The organism is Providencia sp. PROV268, from assembly GCF_028477805.1.
Classification (GTDB): Bacteria; Pseudomonadota; Gammaproteobacteria; order Enterobacterales; family Enterobacteriaceae; genus Providencia; species Providencia stuartii.
Genome location: NZ_JAMPLW010000018.1, coordinates 139,760 through 163,337, shown reverse-complemented (window position 1 = coordinate 163,337; position 23,578 = coordinate 139,760). Strand labels below are relative to the sequence as shown.

At 42.1% G+C, this 23,578-nt stretch carries 18 protein-coding genes, 2 pseudogenes and 1 riboswitch; of the genes and pseudogenes, 5 read left to right on the top strand and 15 right to left on the bottom strand.

The genetic code is table 11. From position 1 onward, the window contains the following. From PR699_RS14300 to nudF, 11 genes and pseudogenes are all read right to left on the bottom strand, one after another. Positions 1–600 (bottom strand): annotated as a pseudogene (locus PR699_RS14300) (hypothetical protein); the annotation flags it as partial. 236 nt (positions 601–836) lie between these two features. Beyond that, positions 837–935 (bottom strand): annotated as a pseudogene (locus PR699_RS14295) (PAAR domain-containing protein); the annotation flags it as partial. A 223-nt stretch (positions 936–1,158) separates the two neighbouring features. After that, positions 1,159–2,100 (bottom strand): hypothetical protein, encoded by a 942-nt coding sequence (locus PR699_RS14290; protein WP_072502821.1) that lies wholly within the window; start codon positions 2,098–2,100, stop codon positions 1,159–1,161. 457 nt (positions 2,101–2,557) lie between these two features. Further along, positions 2,558–2,677 carry a transposase gene (locus tag PR699_RS14285; protein WP_113742865.1) on the bottom strand — a complete coding sequence of 40 codons (120 nt, stop codon included), beginning with the start codon at positions 2,675–2,677 and terminating at the stop codon, positions 2,558–2,560. Positions 2,678–2,842: 165 nt separating this feature from the next. Next, on the bottom strand, positions 2,843–4,255 hold the full coding sequence (gene ftsP / locus PR699_RS14280; RefSeq protein ID WP_004925110.1) for a cell division protein FtsP: 1,413 nt from the start codon (positions 4,253–4,255) through the stop codon (positions 2,843–2,845). 337 nt (positions 4,256–4,592) lie between these two features. Further along, positions 4,593–5,327 carry a 1-acylglycerol-3-phosphate O-acyltransferase gene (locus tag PR699_RS14275; RefSeq protein ID WP_014657639.1) on the bottom strand — a complete coding sequence of 245 codons (735 nt, stop codon included), beginning with the start codon at positions 5,325–5,327 and terminating at the stop codon, positions 4,593–4,595. Positions 5,328–5,472: 145 nt separating this feature from the next. Further along, the gene (parC, locus tag PR699_RS14270; protein WP_014657638.1) at positions 5,473–7,731 is read right to left on the bottom strand and encodes a DNA topoisomerase IV subunit A; all 2,259 of its coding nucleotides are present in this window, start codon (positions 7,729–7,731) and stop codon (positions 5,473–5,475) included. 39 nt (positions 7,732–7,770) lie between these two features. Continuing rightward, positions 7,771–9,666: a DNA topoisomerase IV subunit B gene (gene parE / locus PR699_RS14265; protein ID WP_004925119.1), complete on the bottom strand. Its 1,896-nt coding sequence runs from the start codon at positions 9,664–9,666 to the stop codon at positions 7,771–7,773. 96 nt (positions 9,667–9,762) lie between these two features. Then, positions 9,763–10,344 carry an esterase YqiA gene (gene yqiA / locus PR699_RS14260; protein WP_004925122.1) on the bottom strand — a complete coding sequence of 194 codons (582 nt, stop codon included), beginning with the start codon at positions 10,342–10,344 and terminating at the stop codon, positions 9,763–9,765. Continuing rightward, positions 10,344–11,183, bottom strand: coding sequence for a 3',5'-cyclic-AMP phosphodiesterase (gene cpdA / locus PR699_RS14255; protein ID WP_014657637.1), 840 nt, complete (start codon positions 11,181–11,183; stop codon positions 10,344–10,346). The genes yqiA and cpdA overlap by 1 nt, the downstream gene beginning before the upstream one ends. Before the next feature lie 108 nt (positions 11,184–11,291). After that, a complete protein-coding gene (gene nudF / locus PR699_RS14250; protein ID WP_014657636.1) occupies positions 11,292–11,930 on the bottom strand; it encodes an ADP-ribose diphosphatase in 639 nt (212 codons plus the stop codon). Between the two features lie 343 nt (positions 11,931–12,273). Between nudF and tolC the strand changes: the two genes are divergently transcribed. The 4 genes from tolC (at position 12,274) to PR699_RS14230 (ending at position 16,528) form a co-directional block, all read left to right on the top strand. Next, entirely contained in the window at positions 12,274–13,650 is a 1,377-nt protein-coding gene (gene tolC / locus PR699_RS14245; protein ID WP_004925132.1) for an outer membrane channel protein TolC, read from the top strand. Positions 13,651–13,969: 319 nt separating this feature from the next. Continuing rightward, positions 13,970–14,173, top strand: a complete 204-nt coding sequence (locus tag PR699_RS14240) for a hypothetical protein (protein WP_127891330.1) — start codon at positions 13,970–13,972, stop codon at positions 14,171–14,173. A 489-nt stretch (positions 14,174–14,662) separates the two neighbouring features. Continuing rightward, complete coding sequence (locus PR699_RS14235; RefSeq protein ID WP_004925139.1) at positions 14,663–15,361, top strand: DUF1190 family protein; 699 nt, start codon at positions 14,663–14,665, stop codon at positions 15,359–15,361. Positions 15,362–15,367: 6 nt separating this feature from the next. Then, complete coding sequence (locus PR699_RS14230; RefSeq protein WP_004925143.1) at positions 15,368–16,528, top strand: glutathionylspermidine synthase family protein; 1,161 nt, start codon at positions 15,368–15,370, stop codon at positions 16,526–16,528. A 106-nt stretch (positions 16,529–16,634) separates the two neighbouring features. On the opposite strand, the gene ygiD is transcribed toward PR699_RS14230, so the two are convergent. Both ygiD and ribB read right to left on the bottom strand, forming a co-directional pair. Next, positions 16,635–17,423, bottom strand: a complete 789-nt coding sequence (gene ygiD / locus PR699_RS14225) for a 4,5-DOPA dioxygenase extradiol (protein ID WP_014657634.1) — start codon at positions 17,421–17,423, stop codon at positions 16,635–16,637. A gap of 165 nt (positions 17,424–17,588) precedes the next feature. Further along, on the bottom strand, positions 17,589–18,242 hold the full coding sequence (ribB, locus tag PR699_RS14220; protein ID WP_004925150.1) for a 3,4-dihydroxy-2-butanone-4-phosphate synthase: 654 nt from the start codon (positions 18,240–18,242) through the stop codon (positions 17,589–17,591). A gap of 156 nt (positions 18,243–18,398) precedes the next feature. After that, positions 18,399–18,549, bottom strand: a riboswitch (FMN riboswitch). A 282-nt stretch (positions 18,550–18,831) separates the two neighbouring features. Here ribB and PR699_RS14215 point away from each other — a divergent pair. Further along, on the top strand, positions 18,832–19,116 hold the full coding sequence (locus tag PR699_RS14215; protein ID WP_004925153.1) for an accessory factor UbiK family protein: 285 nt from the start codon (positions 18,832–18,834) through the stop codon (positions 19,114–19,116). A gap of 94 nt (positions 19,117–19,210) precedes the next feature. Here PR699_RS14215 and hldE read toward each other — a convergent pair whose 3' ends face one another. Beyond that, positions 19,211–20,641, bottom strand: a complete 1,431-nt coding sequence (hldE, locus tag PR699_RS14210) for a bifunctional D-glycero-beta-D-manno-heptose-7-phosphate kinase/D-glycero-beta-D-manno-heptose 1-phosphate adenylyltransferase HldE (RefSeq protein WP_004925155.1) — start codon at positions 20,639–20,641, stop codon at positions 19,211–19,213. A gap of 71 nt (positions 20,642–20,712) precedes the next feature. Continuing rightward, positions 20,713–23,574, bottom strand: a complete 2,862-nt coding sequence (gene glnE, locus PR699_RS14205) for a bifunctional [glutamate--ammonia ligase]-adenylyl-L-tyrosine phosphorylase/[glutamate--ammonia-ligase] adenylyltransferase (protein WP_014657633.1) — start codon at positions 23,572–23,574, stop codon at positions 20,713–20,715. Positions 23,575–23,578: the final 4 nt, after the last annotated feature.

Genomic DNA, 23,578 nt, shown 5'->3' with positions numbered 1-23,578 from the left:
TTTCCCTTTTAAATAGCTATAGACATATTTTTTCTCTCGATCAAAAATCAGGACTGGTAGCGGCTTTAAAAAGATTATATAACCCACAATACTGGTAAAAATACCAAAAATTAACGTGAAAATTATAAGAGTAACGTCCTTACCTCCAACTTTATCGACATGCCCTCCCCATAAATAGTAATCGACAAAGAAAACCCCAAAGCTTTTATTGCCTTCACCATAAAATGGTCTAAGCTCCTTAATTTTTTTAGTCAATGTTATATTTTTTTCTTTATAAAGATTATACTTTTTCTCATACATTGAGATGGTGCTAACAAAACTATTGTAGTTATCTATATTTGACTTTATTAGTACACTCAAAATTACTATAAAAAAAACTAAAATAACCAGAAAAAAGCTCATTGCCCCAACATCACGTTTTCCTCGATTAATATTCGCAATGGCAAATTGTTTAGCATTAATTTCATCAATAAAGGTTAACTCTTCAAGCTCAACATTATTTTGGTAACGTTCGTGATTAGATACAAAGCGTTGTTTCTTGGCACGATCAAAATTGGATTTTAATGTCATGTGTTTTTTGACAAAGGCAACTATTCCCATTATATCTTTTCCTCATTAATAAAACCCAGAGTGCAATTAGCCTCATCTAACGCTTTTTCACTGTCGATATACCGCATCGGTGGTAGAGGTGACTCAATTCTGCAAATGAAATCATCCTTATAATCATTCGATTCTTTAAAGCTAACATACTGACTAATAATAGTATTCACTCATTCTTTATTGTTTTAACCCCTATGATTAAAACACCCCGCTCAAGATACTTTTTTACTACTTGCTTAATCCACTGCGACAAGCACACACCCACAAACCACCTTGTGTCCTTCTAATGCTACTGAGCCCCCATTAATTTTCATCAAGTTGACTTGCTCGACCAATGGATTCAAAGTGCAAATAATTTTTCTTTAATTGATTAAACAAGGCCTCTCGCTTAATTTCATTGTGTTCTAAGACAGCTTGATATTCCTCTTCAAAATAGTGAACTGCATCAAGATAAAAGGCTTACAGCTTATTATCACAAATAATTTGTTTTCTTTCTGCCGTCTGCTTCATAATATTACCTGTATCTAAAGATGGTAAACCATCGGTGATTTACCGTGATTAAAATAGTTTATGAATCACTTGCAGCTCTGTATTAATCGTGATCAAGTCTTCAATCATCTGATCATAAATAGCGGGCCTATTTTGCTTCCAACCCACCATATCAGGGCGATGTTCAATTGCCATCGGGGTTTTAAGTAATGGGTGATCGATGATAGGAGTAGTTAAGCCATGTTTGGCGCGGAAATTTTTGACGGCTTGATATTCAAACGGCCACGCTAATAATATTTCCATATCTATTTCATAGCCTGTCGCACTTTGTTCATTTTCATCCCAGTCAAATAAAGCGGACCATTCGACATGACGATCACACAGTGCAATAAGCCATTGGGCGACAACATCGTGATTTTCATTATATAACGCTTCTTGGCAAAAACGTTGATAAAACGGATCGATAGGAATACCTGCACTCTCCCAATCTATGGTTTGATTTTTTTCGCTTGCCAACATTTCAACGGCAAATACGCCTAGCTTCTGTGGGCGAGTATACATAGGGAGTGATTTTGCCATTTTACCCGATTGAATATTCTCAATAATTCTATCGTAGCAAAGGTGCCCAATTCTAAAGTCATCACAAGCAAAATCCATCAGTAAAATTTCGCCTTGTTCAGAAAAATCTAAAGATAAATTTTTATCCTTAAATAGGTTATAATAACTAGCTAAAAAAGAAACATTTCTATGCCAAAAGAATTTCTCAAAAGCATAAGATTTTTCATTCACATTTGAGTAGATTTCTTTCGTATAAAGCAACCCAGTAATTCCCATTGCAGAATCAAGAGCTACAAGATAATTTATATACTTATCAACAGGCTTTCTTGTAATATCTATTTCTATATCTTTATAAAACCGACTATCTATCTTTTTTTTCAAATCTATAGTACTAACTTCTATGTCTTTCAATTCAGTTTCTATATATTTATTGATTAGCTCCATTCTATTCATTATTTTATTCTTTCCATAAGAAACCTGTTATCAAATCGAGAAGTTTTACTAACAGAAAACATCTCATCTATTCCAACTGTTATTTTGATACTCTTTACATTATCAATATTAGCACGTAAATATTCAAAGACGATCAACGACCGTCTAATCGCCGTGGTTAAAATAGCTTATGAATCACTTGCAGCTCTGGATTGATCGTCATGAGGTCTTCAATTATTTGGTTATAGATAGCTAGCATATTTTGTTTCCAACCCACCATATCCGGTGGTTGCTGTTGCCATAGTTTGAGTTCAGAATAACTTTGCCAGTCACTGCGCTAATCGCGGCAGGTGAGAGACTAAAAGCATACAGCTCTTCAATTCTCGGCTAATACCCGAGTAACTCATACTCAGAGCAAAAAACGTATTATTTTATGCTCGACCTCATTCGATAATGTCGCTTGGTGCTTTTTCACCCGTTACGGTTCGAAAGAACCATTACGATCAGGTCTCGTTGCCAGTTCAACGTTACCCGTTGATATTTTGATGGTTTTCTTAGTGATACCATTTCGGCGATTGGCATTGATATCATTCGCCAAATAAGAGTCTCAATGGGGTCAGGATACCGCCTTTGCCGATCAATACCTGCCCCTCTTGAAGTAATTTTAAGGTTTTATCAAAATCGAAAGGTTGTGTCATCAGCCCTTCCTTTTTGAGGTCGTTTACTAGGATGACACAGAATTTCTAACACTCCCGATTTAACATTAATTTTCGGGTGCCACGACCAGTTGCCCCACTGAGCCTAAATCCGCTTTTTCTAAATTGTTGCTGTAGAATAAAAATGGAAAGTGCTCATAGGATGGCTGCATCATTTGTACCAATAGTTCTGTTTTACCATCAACCCAAACTGTATCTTTCCAGCCGAAATCCTCCGGTGGTGTCGGTTGTCCATTACGGTTAATCACTTTAAAACGAACCCCTTCAATATGAAAAGGTTGAGGAACATTACTGGTTACGGCCCAGCGCTCCCACCCACCTTGTTGGCTTGATAGATCAATACGACGAGTATCTTTTGTCGTATTATTGATGCCATAAGGTTCATTAAGGTGAATATCACGATTACGAATAGATGAAGTGATCTGAGTTTTATCTTCAACTAACTGAGTAGGAACATCATCAGTCACCAAAGACATTAACCCTGTTGCTTTGATAGTCAACACATTGGTCGATATGAGTGTTGTTGAAGGTTCAAATAAACTCTTCACTCTATCCATAAAGCTCGCTGATTCACCCGCTGTAATGGTAAGCTCTTCTGTTTTTGCCATATCAATCAAGACTTCTCGACGTTCACCCGGTGCCAACGACAGTTCAGGCACTTTGACTGGTGATGTCAATAATCCTTGATCGGAGGCTATCATCACAAAAGGACGCCCATCGCTAATTTTCATGACATAGCGCCTCGAATTAGAGGCATTTAATAAGCGTAAACGGATCCAGCCACGGGAAACTTCAATATAAGGGTCTTGAACACCGTTAACTAATAACGTATCCCCAAGAAAACCGTCCTCATTGGCTTGGTATTCAGGAACCCCAAAATTATCTAAGCGCTTATCTTGGATAATAATAGGAAAATCATCGACGCCATAATGTTTTGGTAGTCGCAGATTCTTCGTTGAATCATCTTCAATGATCCACATCCCTAATAGACCATTATAAATTTGAGGCCCCATTTTGCCTTCTGTATTCGCGTGATACCAAAGGGTCGCTGCGGGTTGACGAATAGGGATCACAGGAGACCAATCGGCTCCTGAAGAGATTAACCTTGCCGCTCCACCTATTTGAGTACCAGGAACTTGCAGGCCACTAACTGTCATGGAAACAGACTCAGGTAAGCGATTACTATAAATCAGCTTAATATCATCGCCATTTTTTACTTTTACCGTTGGACCTGGATAAGAACCATTAACCCCCCATATATCCGCAGAGTATTTCCCATCAAACGACCAATGTATTTTTTGTAATGTCAAAAATAACGGCTGTCCTGATTTGGATTCTAATAATGGAGGAACAGGGAGCGGGTTTTTGCCATTACCGCTCGCAAAAGCATAGTTTGATGTATTGACCAAACACAAAGCCAGCCCTGCAATAAGCAGAAACTGACGCCGACTGAATGACATAAATTCTCCACTAAACTAAAAATAGCAGCGCTAATTATTGTTAGATATTCGCAATATAAGCCAATTTAATCGTTAATTTTAGGTTCGCGCTAGCATAACCCATCATTGGGCCATAATCTTAAACTTGATACAAATGGGTTGTAATGATATCGCGAAAATAGATGAAACTCTAAAAATATCTATAACGATAAATAAAATTTAATAGTCAAAAATGACAAGATAAAATGTAATTAGACGTGTAAACAGGATCATGTGATTCATTAAATAAAAACGCCCTTTTCTGATGAGATAACCTATTCAGAAAAGGGCGTCATGTTAAGTCATCGTGCCGAACAACTTATTTATTTTGCTTGTCTATTTCAGCAATCTCTTCATCGAGCTGCTTAATTTTAGCTTCCATCAAATCATGGCAATATTCAGCGAGCTCCCTGACTTGCTCCTTGGAATAGTTTTTTGTCTCTATTGGCTCTAACATTTCAACGATCACATGACCATTATTCCAACGGTTGAGTTTGATCCTTCCTTGAGTGGTAGAAACACAAACCGGTACAATTGGTACACCCGCAGCAATCGCCGCATGAAATGCCCCTGTTTTAAAAGGTAGCAACCCACGACCACGGCTACGAGTTCCCTCTGGAAACATCCAAATTGAAATTTGATGTTTTTTGATTTGTTCAGCCACTTGCGAAATTGTGTTATGCGCTTTTGAACGATTCGAACGGTCGATCAAAATATTCCCCGTGATCCAGTACAGAAAACCAAAAAACGGGATCAACACTAAACTTTTTTTCCCTACTGTCACCGTTCTTGGTTGAACACCATTCGACATTGTGACCATGTCATAGTTATTTTGGTGGTTACCAATATAAATGCTCGGGCCATATTTTTTCGCTTTTTCTGGAACGCGGTTAATAATTTTTATGCCAAATAATGTTGATAACCGCCCAAACATATGGCCAAAAACCATCACATGTTTTGGATCACGAGGGCTAAATAAACAATAAATTCCCCCAAATACACACACCAATATTGTATAAATAATCACAATAATGGCCCTAATCAGCGCTAGCATAGAGACCTCTGTCTAAATAATCAGAACTTGATTATCCTCGCCATACTTCAAGTGCAGCATTGTCAGCACGATTGATTCCGCTATCGGCTGGCTGACCTTTACGTATTTAGAGCATAATCAATCCCATAATAAAATTGCACTATTATTATTTGTCTGCATCCGCAGTTTCAACTTCAATTCGCTCAATATTATGCAAGCCACGAGGTAGTGATGTACCACGACGCCCTCTTTCTGCACGATATTTTTGCAACTCTTCCGATTTCAATCTCAGTTTCCGTTTACCGAAATAGAGCGTAATTGAAGCCTGTGCTGGCAGCACTAATAACCAAACAAGAAGGTCTTCACCACTTGCCGCTTGAGCACCGGTAATATTGATGATCTTATTACCTTTCCCTTTCGACAATTGAGGCAAATCAGCAACAGGGAACATTAACATACGACCAGCCTTAGTAATGGCTAACAGTACATCTTCTTGCTCATTATTGATCTCAATTGGTGTGAGGATCTTGGCGTTATCCGGCAGATTAATCAGAGCCTTACCTGTTTTGTTCTTGGTGACAAGATCATTAAAGGTACAAATAAAACCATAACCCGCATCCGATGCCATTAAATATTTTTGCTCATCTTGGGCCATCAGAACATGTTCGACGGTCGCCCCCGGCGGTAGTGATAAACGCCCGGTTAATGGCTCCCCTTGACTGCGTGCGGAAGGTAGCTCTAATGGGTCAACCGAATAACTACGCCCTGTCGTATCTAGGAAAACAACAGGCTGATTGGTTTTACCTCGAGCGGCACCTTTGAAACTATCTCCAGCCTTATAATTCAGATTAGAAGGCTCAATATCATGCCCTTTCGCACTGCGTACCCAGCCCATTTCTGACAATACAACGGTAATCGGCTCTGAAGGTAGAATTTCATGTTCGCTCAATGCTTTTGCTTCTTCACGTTCACGCAGTGGCGAGCGACGCTCATCCCCATAAGCTTTGGCGTCAGCCTGAATTTCTTTTTTAATCAGCGTATTTAGCTTACGCTCGGAGCCTAAAATACTTTGTAATTCATCACGCTCTTTAATTAATTCATCTTGCTCGCCTCGAATTTTCATCTCCTCGAGTTTAGCCAAATGACGTAATTTTAATTCTAAGATAGCTTCTGCTTGCGTATCAGAGAGATTAAAGCGCGACATTAAGACAGGTTTTGGCTCATCTTCCGTACGGATGATCTCAATAACTTCATCAATGTTAAGATAAGCAATTAATAAACCGTCTAAAATATGTAAGCGTCTAAGAACCTTTTCTAAACGATGATTAAGGCGATTACGTACCGTTTGACGGCGGTAAACAATCCATTCATTGAGTATATCTACCAACCCTTTAACTGCTGGACGATTATCAAGACCTATCATGTTGAGGTTAACGCGATAGCTTTTCTCGAGATCTGTCGTCGCAAACAGGTGATTCATCACTTGTTCGAGGTCAACACGATTACTACGCGGCACAATGACTAGGCGTGTAGGATTTTCGTGATCGGACTCATCACGTAAATCATCCACCATCGGTAATTTCTTCGCGCGCATCTGGCTTGCAATCTGCTCAAGCACTTTCGCCCCAGAAACTTGATGAGGCAGAGCAGTAATAACCGCATTGCCATCCTCTTTTTCCCAAACAGCACGCATACGAACTGAGCCGCGACCATTTTGATAGATCTTACGAATATCCTCTCGGGAAGAGATAATTTCTGCTTCGGTTGGGAAATCTGGACCAGGAACATACGACATAATGTCATCCAGCGACAGCGTTGGCTTATCCAGTAGAGCAACCAAGGCTTGAGCCACTTCCCGTGCATTATGAGGTGGGATATCTGTCGCCATCCCAACGGCGATCCCCGTTGTACCATTGAGCAAAATATTCGGTAAACGCGCTGGCAACATTTTTGGCTCATTCAAAGTGCCATCAAAGTTAGGGATCCAGTCCACTGTGCCATGCGCAAGCTCGCTCAATAATACTTCTGCGTATTTTGATAGCCGTGATTCGGTATAACGCATCGCGGCGAAAGATTTAGGATCATCAGGCGCCCCCCAGTTTCCTTGACCATCAACCAATGGATAGCGGTAAGAAAACGGTTGAGCCATTAGCACCATCGCTTCATAACAGGCAATATCACCATGAGGGTGATATTTACCTAGTACGTCACCGACCGTCCTCGCTGATTTTTTATATTTCGCCGTATTATTAAGTCCTAACTCGGACATTGCATAAACGATACGGCGCTGGACGGGCTTTAGCCCATCGCCAATAAAAGGTAACGCCCTATCCATGATCACATACATCGAATAGTTCAGATAGGCGTTCTCAGTAAAGGCGTGGAGGGGTAAACGCTCTACGCCGTCATGAGTAATTTCACTCATTCAATACTTTCCTTACTCTTTTTGATAGCGTGATGAATGTTAGACTTCAATTTCAGCCATATCGCCTTTTTCTTGTAACCAGTTACGACGATCTTCTGAACGTTTTTTTGCTAACAGCATATCCATGACGGCCACTGTTTCTTTGTAGTTCTCATCATCAATGGTTAATTGAACAAGACGGCGAGTGTTGGGATCTAATGTCGTTTCACGCAATTGAATTGGGTTCATTTCCCCCAACCCTTTAAAGCGCTGTACATTGGGTTTGCCTCTCTTACGACTCAGCCTATCAAGCACGGCATTCTTTTCGCTTTCATCCAATGCATAAAACGTCTCTTTCCCTAAATCGATACGATACAGTGGCGGCATTGCCATGTATACATGCCCTTCTTTGACAAGCTTAGGGAAATGACGCACAAACAATGCACATAACAGCGTCGCAATATGTAACCCATCAGAGTCAGCATCCGCAAGAATACACACTTTCCCGTAACGCAATTGGCTTAAATCCTCACTATCAGGATCCATACCGATGGCAACAGAAATATCATGAACTTCTTGCGACGCCAGCACTTCATCGGAAGAGACTTCCCATGTGTTTAGGATCTTCCCACGTAAAGGCATAATAGCTTGATATTCACGGTCGCGGGCTTGCTTTGCTGAACCTCCCGCAGAATCCCCTTCCACCAAGAACAGCTCTGTCATACTTAAATCTTGGGAGCTACAATCTGCTAACTTACCGGGTAAAGCGGGGCCACTGGTTAACTTCTTACGCACCACCTTTTTAGCCGCACGCATACGCCGCTGAGCGCTAGCAATTGCCATTTCCGCTAACTGTTCGGCAACTTGAACGTTTTGGTTTAACCATAGGCTAAAGGCATCTTTTACGACGCCAGCAACAAATGCCGCACATTGGCGAGAAGAGAGACGCTCTTTCGTTTGCCCAGCAAATTGCGGATCTTGCATCTTAACCGAAAGCACATACGCACAGCGCTCCCAGATATCATCAGCAGACAGTTTTACGCCACGAGGTAAGATATTACGGAACTCACAGAACTCCCTCATTGCATCAAGTAACCCTTGGCGCAACCCATTCACATGGGTTCCCCCTTGTGCGGTTGGGATCAAGTTAACATAGCTCTCCGTGAGCAGTTCTCCGCCTTCTGGTAGCCATAAAAGCGCCCATTCAGCCGCTTCGCTCTCCCCCGAAAACTCTCCAGTAAATGGTTGATCCGGTAACAGCTCTAATCCATTAACGGCTTCCATTAAATAGTCTGTTAGCCCATCCGTATAGCACCAGCTTTGCTCTGTATTGTTGAGCTGATCCTTAAACGTGATTTTCACGCCAGGGCATAAAACCGCTTTTGCTTTTAAATTATGAGCTAAACGAGAAACGGAAAAACGCGGATTATCGAAATAGCTTTCATCCGGCCAAAAATGCACGCTAGTGCCAGTATTGCGCTTAGCGCACGTACCGATAACATGCAATTCTTCGACTTTATCGCCATTTTCAAAGGCAATTTGATAAATTTGACCATCACGGCGCACTGTGACTTCAATACGCTTAGACAAAGCATTAACAACGGAAATACCTACACCGTGCAAGCCACCTGAGAATTGATAGTTTTTATTGGAAAATTTACCACCAGCGTGTAACTGCCCTAAAATCAGTTCCACAGCGGAGACTTTCATTTCAGGATGGATATCAACGGGCATACCTCGCCCATCGTCAATCACTTCAAGTGACTGATCAGGATATAAAATTACTTCAATATGCCCTGCATGCCCTGCCAGTGCTTCGTCAACACTGTTATCAATTACTTCTTGTGCTAAATGGTTCGGTCGGCTGGTGTCTGTATACATCCCAGGGCGACGGCGAACAGGTTCCAAACCACTGAGGACTTCAATGGCCTCTGCGTTATAACTAGATTGAGTCATGTTGTCATTCTGCGGTAATAGGTGATTAATTGAACAACTCAAAGCGTTCAATCAGTGATTTACTGTTGATAATAACAGTGTACAGATGTTTTGGCATTATTTCTCTGCCAATCTCAGAAAATGGATGATTTGCGGAAAGTGATTCTCAAAACCAACAAAGGCATGATTACCTTGTGGTTCAACAGTTTGTTTGCATTTTGCAAGATAGGAAACCGCTTGGCGATAATCGAGCACTTCATCCCCCATTTGTTGTAACAACCAGATCAAATCGGGATGATCAACTTGTGGCAGATGCAATGCTTTCAGTTCATGCATATGCTTAGGCTCAAGAAAATACTTTTCATGCGTATAAGGATTGATATTTTCGCCAAGATAATCCTGCAAAAGATCAAAAGGACGCACTGCGGGATTCACCACAACGGCTGGGATCTGAAAACGCTGTGAAAACCAAATCGAAAAATAGCCGCCTAATGATGAGCCAACGAGCCCCATCGGCGCGTCTTTATGCTGTAGCACAATCTCTTCTAACATAGAAGCGGCTTGCTTTGGATAGTTAGGCAATTGCGGCACAATCATGTTGATGTGCGGGTAGTGCTCATTCACCCACTGTTTTAAGCCATTGGCTTTCGCCGACTGTGGCGAACTATTAAAGCCATGGATATAAAGAAGCGTCGACATTAGTAGCCGTCCGAATCAAAGTCAGGACTGAATTCTTTGGTATTTAAACGACACACTTGCGTACTAATATGCCTTTCCCCTTTCTCATTGATGGAGAGTTCGAGATAGCGCCAGCCTGGAGCGACGGTATCTAGTGCAAAGTTGGTACAATGAGGCTTAAACTGCACGCATGTCGAAGGCGTCGCTAATAAACGAATACCATGCCAGTATTCATCCATTTCTTGATGAATATGCCCACAAAGCATCACTTTAACTTGTGGATACCCTTTTAGGTAATCCGCAAGAATATGGGAGTTACGCAAGCTGTGCTGATCAAGCCAAGTACAGCCCGAAGGTAAAGGATGATGATGAAGCATCACTAAAGTGGTACGCTGAGGGCGCTTATCCAAACAGCTTTTCATCCACTCAAGTTGCTGCTCTGACAATTCGCCATGTGGAACGTCTTGCAATTGGCTATCCAGCATCAAAATTTGCCATTCATCACCAATCAAAATTTCTTTTGCGCTTGAAATCCCCGCTAACTTTAAAGAGCTGACCATTGCAGGTTGGTAATCATGATTACCTGGGAGCCAAACACAGGGAGCCGGTAGACGCTCAATCCCTTTTGCAAAATGTTGGTAAGCTTCTGGTGATTGATCTTGGACTAAATCACCGGTTGCAACGATCAGATCGATAGGCAGATTTTGTTCTAAAATAGCATCAAGGACGGCATGATAGCTCTTGTGCGTGTTAATCCCCAATAGGGTATTCGCTGTATCAGCAAAGAGATGCGTATCAGTAACTTGTAAAATCCTGACTACCTTCGCATTACGAGCAGTCACTTCGAGCTGGCTGTCCAAAAGTTTTCCTTGTTCCAATAAAAAATGTCACCGTTATTTTGCTATTCTACCGTTAACAGTAGGTTAATATCTGCTAAATAGCACACACTTCATTAGATTAATTGTTATTTAAGACAGTTTCACCCATTTTTGTTGCAATTTTTTGTAATTAAGCTGTAGCCACTGGAGCACAATGACCGTTGCCGCATTATCAATAATCCCCTCCTCAACCCATTGATAAGCCTGCTCACGGCTAACCACATGGACACGGATATCTTCATTTTCTGATTTTAAACCATGGATACCAGAAGCATGGGAACTGTCAACCTCACCAACATACACATACATACGTTCAGAGGTGCCCCCAGGACTCGATAAATAGCTTAATGCTTTTTCAGTGCGGCCAATGACCAATCCGGCTTCTTCGTCAGCTTCACGACGTACTACTTGCTCTGCAGTTTCATCGGTTTCTATCATTCCTGCAACCGCTTCAAGTAACCATGGCGTTTGACTGGTTTCTATGGCAGGCAACCTAATCTGCTCAATAAGCACAACCTTATCGGCTTCAGGATCATAGGGTAAGATAACGCCGGCGTGCCCGCGTTCAAAGACCTCAAGAGTAATTTCTTCGCTCCAACCCCCCTCAAATAATCGATGGCGAAAGCGGTATTCAATCATTTGAAAAAAACCATTAAATAATTTACGCTTAGATATAATTTCAACATCATTTTTATTATATTTAATTGGCTGCTCTACATTTTTTGTCATAACAATCTCCTAAGCTGATGTTTTCCATATTAAGGAAAAATTATGGAATAAAACAGTTTTTAGGGCTTTTTCCCTTTATATGAGTTAATGTTTAAACAAATTGAGACAAAATGGCACAAAACGCTACCGTTAACCTATGCGATACTCTGTTACAATAAGCGTCAATATGAACTGAAATATATAGGCAACAACAAGGTCTGTTTTTGACAAGTATTTCTAGTGATGATGATTTATTTACATATAGGTTCCAGTTTGTCCTATTTATCTCGGCTCTCTCCTCACTTATGCCAGTGGGGCACAGGTAACAGGCTGAACTTATTTGCTGTTTAATCAAGGAATCCAAATGAAGAAACTGCTTCCCCTTTTTATTGCATTAAGTTTTGTGGGTCTCAGTACGAATAGCTACGCAGAAGATCTACTTCAGGTTTACCAAAAATCCAAAGAAAGTAACCCTGATCTAAGAAAATCATTAGCGGAACGTAACCAAGCTTTTGAAAAGATTAATGAATCCCGTAGCCCATTATTACCACAATTAGGTTTAGGGGCCGGTATAACATATGGCAGTGGTTATCGCGATACGAGAAATACTGAAAGCAACGGTCTCAATGCTTCTTTGAAATTGACCCAAGTCGTTTTTGATATGTCAAAATGGCGTCAACTCAGCGTCCAAGAAAAAACCGCGGGTATCACGGATGTTTCGTATCAAACCAGCCAACAGCAACTGATTTTGGATACTGCAACAGCTTACTTTAACGTATTAAAAGCGATTGACGCGCTATCCTATATCGAAGCAAATAAAGAAGCCGTTTACCGTCAACTCGATCAAACGACCCAACGCTTTAACGTGGGCTTAGTGGCTATCACTGACGTACAAAACGCCCGTGCAAACTACGATAGCGTGTTAGCACAAGAAGTTTCAGGCCGTAATGACTTAGAAAATGCGGTTGAAAAACTGCGTCAGGTCAGCGGTGTTTACTACAATCAACTGGCTTCACTGAATATCGATCGTTTTAAAACCGTGACTCCTGATCAGGTTGATGCAATTTTAAAAGAAGCGGAAGAGCGTAACCTAAGCTTATTGAGCGCTCGTTTAGCACAAGATGTTTCACGTGAAAACATTCGTTTAGCGGAAACTGGGCATATGCCAACCATCAATCTTGATGCGGCTACCAGCGTTGCCAATACACATAACCATGGCAGCAACTTCAACGGGTTAGATCGCAATAGCTATACTGGTCAAAACAGCATTGGCTTAACCTTAAGCTTACCACTTTATAGTGGTGGTGCGGTGAGTTCACAAGTTGAACAAGCACAATATGGTTTCCAAGGTGCCAGTGAGCAACTTGAGAGTGTTTATCGTAACGTAATTCAGTTGGTACGTTCTTCATATAACAACGTGTCATCTTCTATCAGTAGCATCAATGCGTACAAACAAGTCGTTGTCTCTGCGCAAAGTTCATTAGATGCGATGGAAGCCGGTTACCAAGTGGGAACTCGTACGATTGTTGACGTGTTAACCGCAACTACCGCGCTGTATCAAGCAAAACAAAACCTGTCTAATGCACGTTATGATTACATGATTAACCAATTAAACATTGAGTTTGCTCGTGGCACACTCAATGAAGAAGATATTGCTCGCCTTAATGCAAGCCTAGGCAAAGAGGTTTCAACCTCACCTAGCAGCATTATTCGCAATATTGAAACACCACAAATTAGGTAATAACATCTTCTTTAAAGGGGTCGATAAGTCGGCCCCTTTTTATTCGCGCCAACCGCCCTCCTTTTTTAACTTTCCTTTCTTAAACACATTGATGATCACCACGGCCTAAATTGCACGCTGTCATCAGTGAAAAATTTGTGTTTTCTCCTCCATCAATAAATTAACAAAATCTATTAATATAAAATAAATTCAATAGGTTACAATGAAATCTAGCATAAATTATGGAGTTTGCGTCAGTGAATGCAAAGCTATTTTTCTCAATAATTAGGGAGTGATATAAAACGGGCTCCTTAATTGATAGATAACAGATGGAAATATTATGAAGAGATTTATTCTTCTTGCATTATGCACGACGCTTATACTGCCAACTATGGGTGCACAAGCATCCCCACGCTCTCATCATACTGAGGCAAAAATTTCAGCATCACCAGTTAAAGCACATAAAAATAAAAAGCCAACACCACCGCCAAAAAAGAAAAAAGCCCCAAGAAAACATAAATCTAAAATTCCACCAAGACCATAATTGGGACTAATGTGCATGGGTGTGTTTATGAATTTAAACCACCCATTATTTAGTAAGCAAAGTATCTTTAACTGATAAAGCCCTTTTATTTAGTGAATAATCACCATAAAACAGGGTTTTTGATTTTATAAAAAGCCTAAAACATCATGTAGTAATAGTAGAAATTCGTATAAATATCGTTTTTGCTATCTAAAAGAGTGCAACCAGACTTTATTGATTATTTCTTTGTGCAAAATCAGCCAACTCTGATGAGAAACATTAAGTAATAAATCAAAAAACCAACAAAATATAATTTATTGAAATAAAACAAAAATAGTTATACTTTTTCTAAAATAACTTCTCTTGCGTATTAATTCTGACGAGGAATTTGCAAAATTTATTATTTAATCGCATTTCATTGGCATTTCTGCTTTAATTTTCAACGTATTTCCCCTATCCTAGAGTCAACAAAACTAACCACTTACTCACTCTTAATTCAGGGTAATTACCATGACCATGAAGCGTACCAAGCATATTAATCAAGACGCATTTCGTAAGTCTTGGCGTTCATATCGCTTAGCACCCGTTGCTATTGCCGTTAGTGCTGTATTTATGCTCTCCGCTTGTGAAGAAAGCGATGAGACTGTTTCTCTGTATACCAATGCGCAGGATTGTAGCCAAGCTAATCCTTCTCAAGCTGAACAATGTACTTTAGCCTACAACAATGCATTACAAGAAGCGGCAAAAACAGCCCCTAAATATGCAACGAAAGAAGATTGTATCGCCGAATTTGGCGAAGCAATGTGTACTCAAGCACCTGCACAGGCTAGTTTCTCAAGTACCGCAGGTAATGGTGAACAAACTGCTCAAGCACAAAGTAGCTCTGGTAGCATGTGGATGCCATTGATGATGGGTTACATGATGGGTCGAATGATGGGCGGTAGTGCACCTTCACAACCACTTTTTAGCTCTAAAAACCCAGCTAGCCCAGCTAATGGCAAATTTGTCGATGCTACAGGTAAAAGCTATGGTCCCGCTGTTGCAGGTGGACGTTCAATCAGCGTACCAAAAACAGCAATGGCACCTAAGCCACCAACCACTTCCACCATCACTCGTGGTGGCTTTGGCGACACGGTGAATAAGCAAGCGATGGCACAGAAATCTTCCTCGTCTAAATCTTCTTCATCTTCCCGTTCAATGGGTGGTTGATAAGTAATGAAACGAGTACCAATTATTGAGCGCCCTGATTGGCGCGAAAAAGCAGCTGAATTTGGCTTCGGTTTTCATACCATGTATGGCGAGCCATACTGGTCTGAAGACGCTTACTATCAATTCTCAATGGCGCAAATTGAAGAAATTGAAGATGCCACTGCTGAATTACACCAAATGTGTTTAAAAGTGGTTGAACGGGTTGTTGAAAGTGATGAGTTACTTGCGCGCTTTCAAATCCCAAAACACTGTTGGGAGTTTGTACGCCAATCGTGGAAGACGAGCCAACCTTCGCTCTATTCACGCCTTGATCTGGCCTACGATGGAGTTAACCCTCCTAAGCTACTAGAGAATAATGCTGATACACCGACATCGCTCTATGAGTCAGCCTTTTTCCAGTGGATTTGGTTGGAAGATCAGATCAATGCAGGGAAACTACCAGAAAACGCCGATCAATTTAACAGTATTCAAGAGCAGTTGATCGAACGTTTCACTCAGCTTAAAGATCAACATGGTTTCCGTCTGCTGCATATGGCGTGCTGCCGTGATACCGATGAAGATCGTGGCACTGTTCAGTACCTACAAGATTGTGCTCATGAAGCAGGTGTCGCAACTGAATTCCTTTATATGGATGAAATTGGCTTAGGTGAAAGAGGTGAATTCACAGATACACAAGATCAGATCATTAGTAATCTGTTTAAACTGTATCCGTGGGAATTTATGCTCAGAGAAATTTTTTCTACCAAATTGGAAGATGCCGGTGTACGTTGGTTAGAGCCAGCTTGGAAGAGCATTATTTCGAATAAAGCACTGCTACCAATGTTATGGGAAATGTTCCCAAATCATCCTAATTTGTTGCCAGCTTACTTTGCTGATGGCGAAAAACCAGAGCTTGAAAGTTATGTGATCAAACCACTATTTTCTCGCGAAGGGGCGAATATTCGTGTGATTGAAAAAGGCCAAGAGATTGCCTCAGCAGATGGTCCATATGGCGAAGAAGGCATGATCATCCAGCAGTTCCATCCGCTACCTCAATTTGAAGGTAACTATACATTAGTAGGAAGTTGGTTAGTGAATGATCAACCTGCGGGTATCTGTATTCGCGAAGACAAAGAGCTTATCACTCAAGACCTCTCTCGCTTCTATCCTCATGTCATTATTGACTGATAGACAAACGGCATGCTAACCATGCCGTTTTCTTCCACTAAAAACACAAGGCAGTAAATTTACCTTCAACGCGGGAAAGTCATTTTTGTTTACCTTTCCTAGCCTGTTATTCACCTACTTGCACCGATAGCATGCTCAAAGAGCCTGATACAATCCCTTCTGTCGGGGTAGATATTGCTTCTTTACCATCCCAGCTACCAATCACATACAACAAAGGTAAAAAATGCTCCGGTGAAGGGTTAGAACGCCTCCCATCTTCCCGTATAAGAGCCTCTGTCAAAGGGTGAGGTAACTGCTTGCTTGTTAGGTGCTCAATCACAAATTGCTCAAACGAACGCGCCCAAGGGTACGCCTCAACATTCGCATTTTGCCAATTCATTTCCCTCAGATTATGCACCACATTCCCACTAGCCATAATCATCACTCCCTGCTCTCTTAATGAGGCCAGCTTACGCCCCACTTCTAAGTGCCAAGCCGCAGGTTTTGTTCCATCAATACTCAATTGAACGACTGGAATATCTGCTTGAGGATACATACGAACGAGGATCTCCCATGCACCGTGATCTAGCCCCCATTCACTTTTATCTAAATAGACTGGTAATGGCGCTAATAAATCGGCGACTTGCTGAGCTAGTTCAGGGGAGCCTGATGCTGGATATTGCATTTGATACAAAGGTTCAGGAAAGCCGCCAAAATCATGAATGGTTCTTGGCTGAGCCATCGCGGTGACCGCGGTTCCTCGAGTATACCAATGTGCCGAGATCATCAAGATAGCTTTGGGTTTAGGCAGCGACTGCCCAAGAGCTGCCCATGCCTGAGTATATTGGTTATCTGATATCGCATTCATTGGGCTGCCATGGCCAATAAAAACCGCTGGCATTTTGTTCGCTGACATGAGTTTCATGCTCCATCTTACACATTATTATCTCAGCATACGCAGTTTAATAATAAATCACAGTAGATGGTGCTGAGCATCTTCGTCAAATAAATTGAATAAGCCACAAAGGTGTGCAACTTTGTGGCTTAAAATTCGATGCTAAATGTCTAACTCTCTGTTTGCTTAGCTCGCTTTCTTTTCCATCTGCAAACGGTATGCAACCAGATCTTCAATTGTTAAAACGGTCATACCATGTTCTTTAGCAAAAGCAACGACGTCCGGTGCGCGAGCCATTGTGCCATCATCGTTAGTCAATTCGCACAACACTCCCGCGGGTTTAAACCCAGCTAGTGTCGCTAAATCAATGCTCGCCTCTGTATGACCACGACGAGTCAGAACCCCGCCATCACGACCACGCAGCGGGAACACATGCCCTGGATGATGTAGATCTGCCGGCGTTGCATTATCAGCAATGGCAGCACGGATTGTTGTGATGCGGTCTGCTGCTGAAACGCCCGTCGTTACCCCTTTAGCTGCCTCAATCGTTACCGTAAAAGCAGTATTGTTTTGGCTGGTATTATTTTGCACCATCATAGGCAATTCAAGCTGTTTACGGCGTTCTTCCGTAATGCACAGGCACACAATCCCGCTACTATAGCGGATCGTCATAGCCATTTGTTCTGGCGTCATTGTTTCTGCGGCAAAAACAAGGTCGCCTTCATTTTCACGATCTTCATCATCGAGCACAAGCACACCTTGGCCTTGGCGCAATGCTGCAATGGCACGTTCAACACGTTCGATTGGATTACCGAATTCGGAAAGTAGCGTCTGATTCATGGTAAAAACCTCTTAAGTAATAATTTATTAGTTACCAGAATCAGGGCAGTCTTAGGAGTATGAGAACTGAATAAACAAAACAGCCACGAGTGTGCGCTCTGCCAATTCAGATATGAAAAGCAATACAGTGCTTCGATAGCACAATGATGCTAATACCGTTATTCTCTCCCATCCGGACTATAACCGTCGGCTCCAGATTCACACTGGATCTGCTGACCTTTACCCTAACAAATGATAAAGCGCTCGCGGGCTTCATGCCTAGGCATGTTACCGCCGGTGGGGACTTCCACCCCGCCCTGAGATAAGCGCATTCAATATAACGCCAATAATTACAACGTGCAACGGGCAAACCCAAAATTAACGGCTAACTCACATTTTCTGTCAAAAAAAATCAATAAAAAAACGAAGCGTTATTCATTCAAGTCACACATTAGATACGCTTAAGTGAGGATCAGCAATTGAGGAAGACAGGCCTATCTTGCACACCTTTACCTCAACTTGCTGCACAAGGTGCATATGGGCTTTATTACAAAGCATTCTAGTATTACACTATCGGCAAATTGATCTTTTAAAACTTAAGGACCCGCGAATGCTCGATCCGAAAAAAATTGAACAAGTAGCCCGCCAAATTCAAGGTGCTTTACCAAAAGGCGTCCGTGATTTGGGTGAAGATTTTGATAAGAAACTACGTTCACTGCTTCAGTCACAACTCAGTAAACTTGACCTTGTAAGCCGCGAAGAGTTTGATATTCAAACCCAAGTGTTATTGCGTACACGCGAAAAGTTAGCGCAAATGGAACAACGAGTGAAAGCATTAGAAGAGCGTTTTGGTGAACCAAAAGCGCTTGAAGAGAAGCCATCTGAACAAGAATAATTTCTTGCTCCCCTAGGCGGTAGCGCTATACGACGAATTTTGATAAGACCTGTGCCACATCTATCACAGGCCTTATCAACGGTATGTTTGTAGCTTATTTGCTGGTTTTCATAATATTTTTAATGATATTCGTCGTTGAAATACCATCTTCAAAGTTCAGTACTTTAACCTCACCACCCGCAGCCCAAACTTCCTCGCTCCCAGCTATCTCTTCAGGGCGATAATCTCCCCCTTTCACCAGAACATCAGGTAGCACTTCACTAATTAAACGTTGTGGCGTGTCTTCTTCAAAAGGAACGACCCAATCGACAGATTCCAACGCTCCTAGCACAATCATACGCTGCTCCAGCGGATTGACGGGGCGAGTTTCCCCTTTAAGGCGGCGCGTCGAAGCATCACTATTTACGGCGACGATTAGCCTATCCCCTAGCTTACGAGCATTAGCAAGGTACGAAACATGGCCTGCATGCAGAATATCAAAACAACCATTTGTCATCACCACACGTTCGCCACGCAACCTCGCGTTTGCCACAGCCTGTTTTAGCTGCTTTTCATCCATCACACCAAAACCGTTATCGGCACGGCCGCGGATCGCATTCTCTAACTCGATAGGGGAAACGGTTGAAGTCCCCAATTTTCCAACGACCACACCTGCCGCAGCATTAGCTAACGCACATGCCTCATGCAGAGGGCGACCTGAAGCAATAGAGGCCGCCAATACGCCAATAACCGTATCCCCCGCCCCTGTTACATCATAAACTTCTTGCGCTTCTGTCGGTAAATGTAGCGGTGGCTCATCACGGCGGATCAGGCTCATCCCTTGCTCAGATCGTGTGATCAATAACGCTGTTAAATCGAGGGATTTCAATAAATTCATCCCCTTCTCTTCAACATCTTGGTTATCACGGCAACGACCGACAATGGCTTCAAACTCAGACATATTTGGTGTCAGCAACGTCGCACCACGGTAGCGTTCAAAATCACTCCCTTTCGGATCAATCAGAACAGGCACGCCGGCTTTGTTTGCCAAGGCAATCATTTTTTGTACTTGCGATAATGCCCCTTTAGCATAATCTGACAATACCAATGCACCAATATGTGGCAAGGCTTGTTCAATACGTTCTAGCAAAGGTTGAACATCAATATTTTCAAAGCCTTCTTCAAAATCAAGGCGGATCAGTTGTTGATTACGTGACAACACCCGTAATTTCGTAATCGTGGGATGAGTTGGGATTGCCACAAAGTCACAACGTACTTTTACAGCATTCAAACTTTCAGTGAGTGCTTTTGCCGCATCGTCAATTCCCGTCAAGCCAACAAGGCGAGAGTTGGCGCCTAATGAAGCAATATTCATGGCTACGTTAGCAGCACCACCAGGACGCTCTTCAACCATATTGACTTTAACCACCGGCACCGGTGCTTCTGGTGAGATACGACTCGCTGGGCCATGCCAATAGCGGTCTAACATGACATCACCAACAACAAGTACACCTGCTTGTTTATAATCAGGGAGTGTTACTTTCATCCCAAAACTCCAGTTTTCAAAAGGAAGCTGTAATTAATTAACGCGATATTATCACAAAGCAATAGGCCGCGTTAATGATGCGATTCGACCGCCCCTAGCCATTTTTTCCAACTCGCTAAAACCTGTTCACGCTCAACGACAAACTGGCTGATATTCACTCTACTTGGCAATGATTGCAAAGCAAGATGATGTAATTCATCACGCATAGTCACATACGCCTGAGTTAAAGCATTGGCTTCATTTTCAGGCATCAACGCATGTTGAGCCATAAGTTCAAAGATACGGACATTATCAGACCAACGAGTTAATGATGGGTTTTCAGGTGCGTAGCGTAAAACAAGGTATTGTGCGATAAATTCAATATCGGTAATGCCACCCGGATCAGCTTTCAAATCAAATAGGTTACTTTGATGGCTCCCTAAGTGTTGATGCATTTTCAACCGCATATCACGTACTTGCTGACGTAATGTTTCTGCATCTTGTGGAGTACATAAGGTTTCATGGCGAATACGATTAAACTCTTGTTGTAATCTAGCATCGCCAAATACCATTCTAGCTCGGATCAATGCCTGATGTTCCCATGTCCATGCTTCATTTTTTTGATAATCATCAAAGGCTTCAATGGTACTGACTAACATACCAGACTCCCCTGATGGCCTTAAACGGGCATCCACTTCATACAGTACCCCAGAGGCTGTACGGGTACTAAATAGATGAATAATACGCTGTGCAACACGTAAATAAAATTGCCTTGCGTCTATTGAACGCTCACCATTCGTGACAACCCCGATAGGGCAATCGAATAGAAACACCAAATCCAAATCGGAACTGTAGCCAAGCTCCCAGCCGCCTAATTTCCCATATCCCAATACCGCAAAACCATATTGTTTTTCATCTAATTGAGCAAGATGTGCTGGCTCACCGTAGCGTTTCACCATTTTTTGCCATGCTTGATGAACAACAGCATCAATGATCGCTTCAGCCAAATAGGTTAAATGATCACTGACTTTCATCACTGGCAAGACGCCCGTAATATCTTCCGCAGCAATACGCAATAATTGTGCTTGTTTAAATTGCCTTAATGCCTCTAGCTGTTGCTCTTCATCTTCTTCAGGCACTCGCATTAAATATTGACGCAATTCATCACGATATGCGGTTAAAGGTAGAGGTTGGTAAAGGGATTTCGGATCGAGTAGCTCATCAAGCAATAATGGGTGGCGGGCAAGCTGCTCCGCAATCATTGGGGATGCGGCACATAAGCGAATAACGTGAGTCAATACTTCATCAAATTCAAGCATCAACTCTAAATAGGTTGTTCGGCTAACTATGCTTAATAAAAGTGGTGTTAGACGTTCGACAACTTGCCCTGCATCCGCCCTCTCTCCCACTTTTGCCAATAATTTAGGCATTAATTCATCAAGAACATCTCGCCCACGCGGCCCTATCGTGCGTTTATTGAGGTCGTGACGAAACATCAAAATGCCATGAATGATTTTCTGGGCAACTTCCTCGTCCTGAGAAGGCAAGTAAGGGGCTAACTCCTCTTTAGTAAGCTCCCCTTGCCACAAGGTGATATAGATTTCATCGAAGCTATCTTGACGCTCTTCTTCATCATCCTGACCAATTTGTTCAGTAAAAATATGATGAACCATCGCCATTTTCTGCATGAGTTCTTGATAAAAAGCCTGCCAGTGTTCAAAGCCCATCCCCCAAGCTAAACGGGCTTGATTGAGAGCATCATCCGGTAGAGTCTGGGTTTGCTGGTCATCAATACTTTGCAATAAATTTTCCACCCGCCGTAAAAAGAGATAATTCTCTTGTAGCAGTTCGACTTGCTCGGCAGGAAGCAGTTCAAGCTCTCTAATACCTTTCATGGCTAGCAGTAATGATTGTGATTGCAGTGCCGGTTCGCGGCCGCCACGGATCAACTGAAAAACTTGAGTGATAAATTCAATTTCTCGAATGCCACCAGCCCCAAGTTTAATATTATCGACCAGCCCCCGACGGCGAACCTCTCGCTCAATCATATTTTTCATATTACGTAGCGATTGAATCACACTAAAATCGATATAACGGCGATAGACGAAGGGACGTAGTAACTGACGCAATGTATCTGCATAATGTAGGCTATCTGGCCCCATAATACGTGCTTTAACCATTGCATAGCGTTCCCAATCACGCCCTTGCTCTTGATAATAATCCTCTAAAGCAGAAAAACTGAACACCAAAGGTCCACTGTCACCAAATGGGCGTAAACGCATATCGACACGATACACAAAGCCCTCAACCGTGACTTGATCGAGGACGCGGATCAACTTTTGTCCTAGACGGGTAAAAAATTGCGCGTTATCTAGCTCTTTGCGTCCACCGCGTGTTACGCCATTTTCGGGATAGGCAAAAATCAAATCGATATCAGAAGAAAAATTAAGCTCTCCACCACCCAGTTTCCCCATTCCGAGAACCAGTAATGGCTGTGGGTTACCTTCGCTATCACAAGGCGTTCCCCACGATTGACTATATTGCTGATATAACCAATCTCTTGCGGCAACGATCACAGTTTCCGCTAAATGACTCAGTTGCTGTAAAGTTTCTTTTTCCGAACTGATCTTTAAGGCTTGCATCCAAGCGGCTCTGACTAGCATTTGATGGCGAAATGTCCGCAATACTCGCATCAAATGATCTTCATCTACCACCGATTCCAAATCCTTTCCAAGCCACTGCTCATAATATTGCCATTCGCTAGGGCTAGGTCGTTGCTCACGGATCTGCTGCAAAAAACGTGAATGCGCTAAAACCTGCTTTAACACAAAGTCACTAAAACTTAGTACGATGGCTTCTTCATCACTCAGAGGCAGTAATTCACTTCCATGATCGGCCAAACGTGCGATAACCCGCTCTCGTTGGCTGTGTAGCAACTCAGGAAAAGGATGCATATCA

What these genes read in the sequence shown, in the direction of transcription:
- tolC (WP_004925132.1), top strand. Translation starts at nt 12,274, where the DNA reads ATGAAGAAACTGCTTCCCCTTTTTATTGCATTAAGTTTTGTGGGTCTC.
- ftsP (WP_004925110.1), bottom strand. Translation starts at nt 4,255, where the DNA reads ATGTCATTCAGTCGGCGTCAGTTTCTGCTTATTGCAGGGCTGGCTTTG.
- ribB (WP_004925150.1), bottom strand. Translation starts at nt 18,242, where the DNA reads ATGAATCAGACGCTACTTTCCGAATTCGGTAATCCAATCGAACGTGTT.
- PR699_RS14215 (WP_004925153.1), top strand. Translation starts at nt 18,832, where the DNA reads ATGCTCGATCCGAAAAAAATTGAACAAGTAGCCCGCCAAATTCAAGGT.
- nudF (WP_014657636.1), bottom strand. Translation starts at nt 11,930, where the DNA reads ATGACAAAAAATGTAGAGCAGCCAATTAAATATAATAAAAATGATGTT.
- hldE (WP_004925155.1), bottom strand. Translation starts at nt 20,641, where the DNA reads ATGAAAGTAACACTCCCTGATTATAAACAAGCAGGTGTACTTGTTGTT.
- PR699_RS14240 (WP_127891330.1), top strand. Translation starts at nt 13,970, where the DNA reads ATGAAGAGATTTATTCTTCTTGCATTATGCACGACGCTTATACTGCCA.
- PR699_RS14275 (WP_014657639.1), bottom strand. Translation starts at nt 5,327, where the DNA reads ATGCTAGCGCTGATTAGGGCCATTATTGTGATTATTTATACAATATTG.
- PR699_RS14235 (WP_004925139.1), top strand. Translation starts at nt 14,663, where the DNA reads ATGACCATGAAGCGTACCAAGCATATTAATCAAGACGCATTTCGTAAG.
- PR699_RS14290 (WP_072502821.1), bottom strand. Translation starts at nt 2,100, where the DNA reads ATGAATAGAATGGAGCTAATCAATAAATATATAGAAACTGAATTGAAA.
- glnE (WP_014657633.1), bottom strand. Translation starts at nt 23,574, where the DNA reads ATGCATCCTTTTCCTGAGTTGCTACACAGCCAACGAGAGCGGGTTATC.
- PR699_RS14230 (WP_004925143.1), top strand. Translation starts at nt 15,368, where the DNA reads ATGAAACGAGTACCAATTATTGAGCGCCCTGATTGGCGCGAAAAAGCA.
- yqiA (WP_004925122.1), bottom strand. Translation starts at nt 10,344, where the DNA reads ATGTCGACGCTTCTTTATATCCATGGCTTTAATAGTTCGCCACAGTCG.
- parC (WP_014657638.1), bottom strand. Translation starts at nt 7,731, where the DNA reads ATGAGTGAAATTACTCATGACGGCGTAGAGCGTTTACCCCTCCACGCC.
- parE (WP_004925119.1), bottom strand. Translation starts at nt 9,666, where the DNA reads ATGACTCAATCTAGTTATAACGCAGAGGCCATTGAAGTCCTCAGTGGT.
- ygiD (WP_014657634.1), bottom strand. Translation starts at nt 17,423, where the DNA reads ATGTCAGCGAACAAAATGCCAGCGGTTTTTATTGGCCATGGCAGCCCA.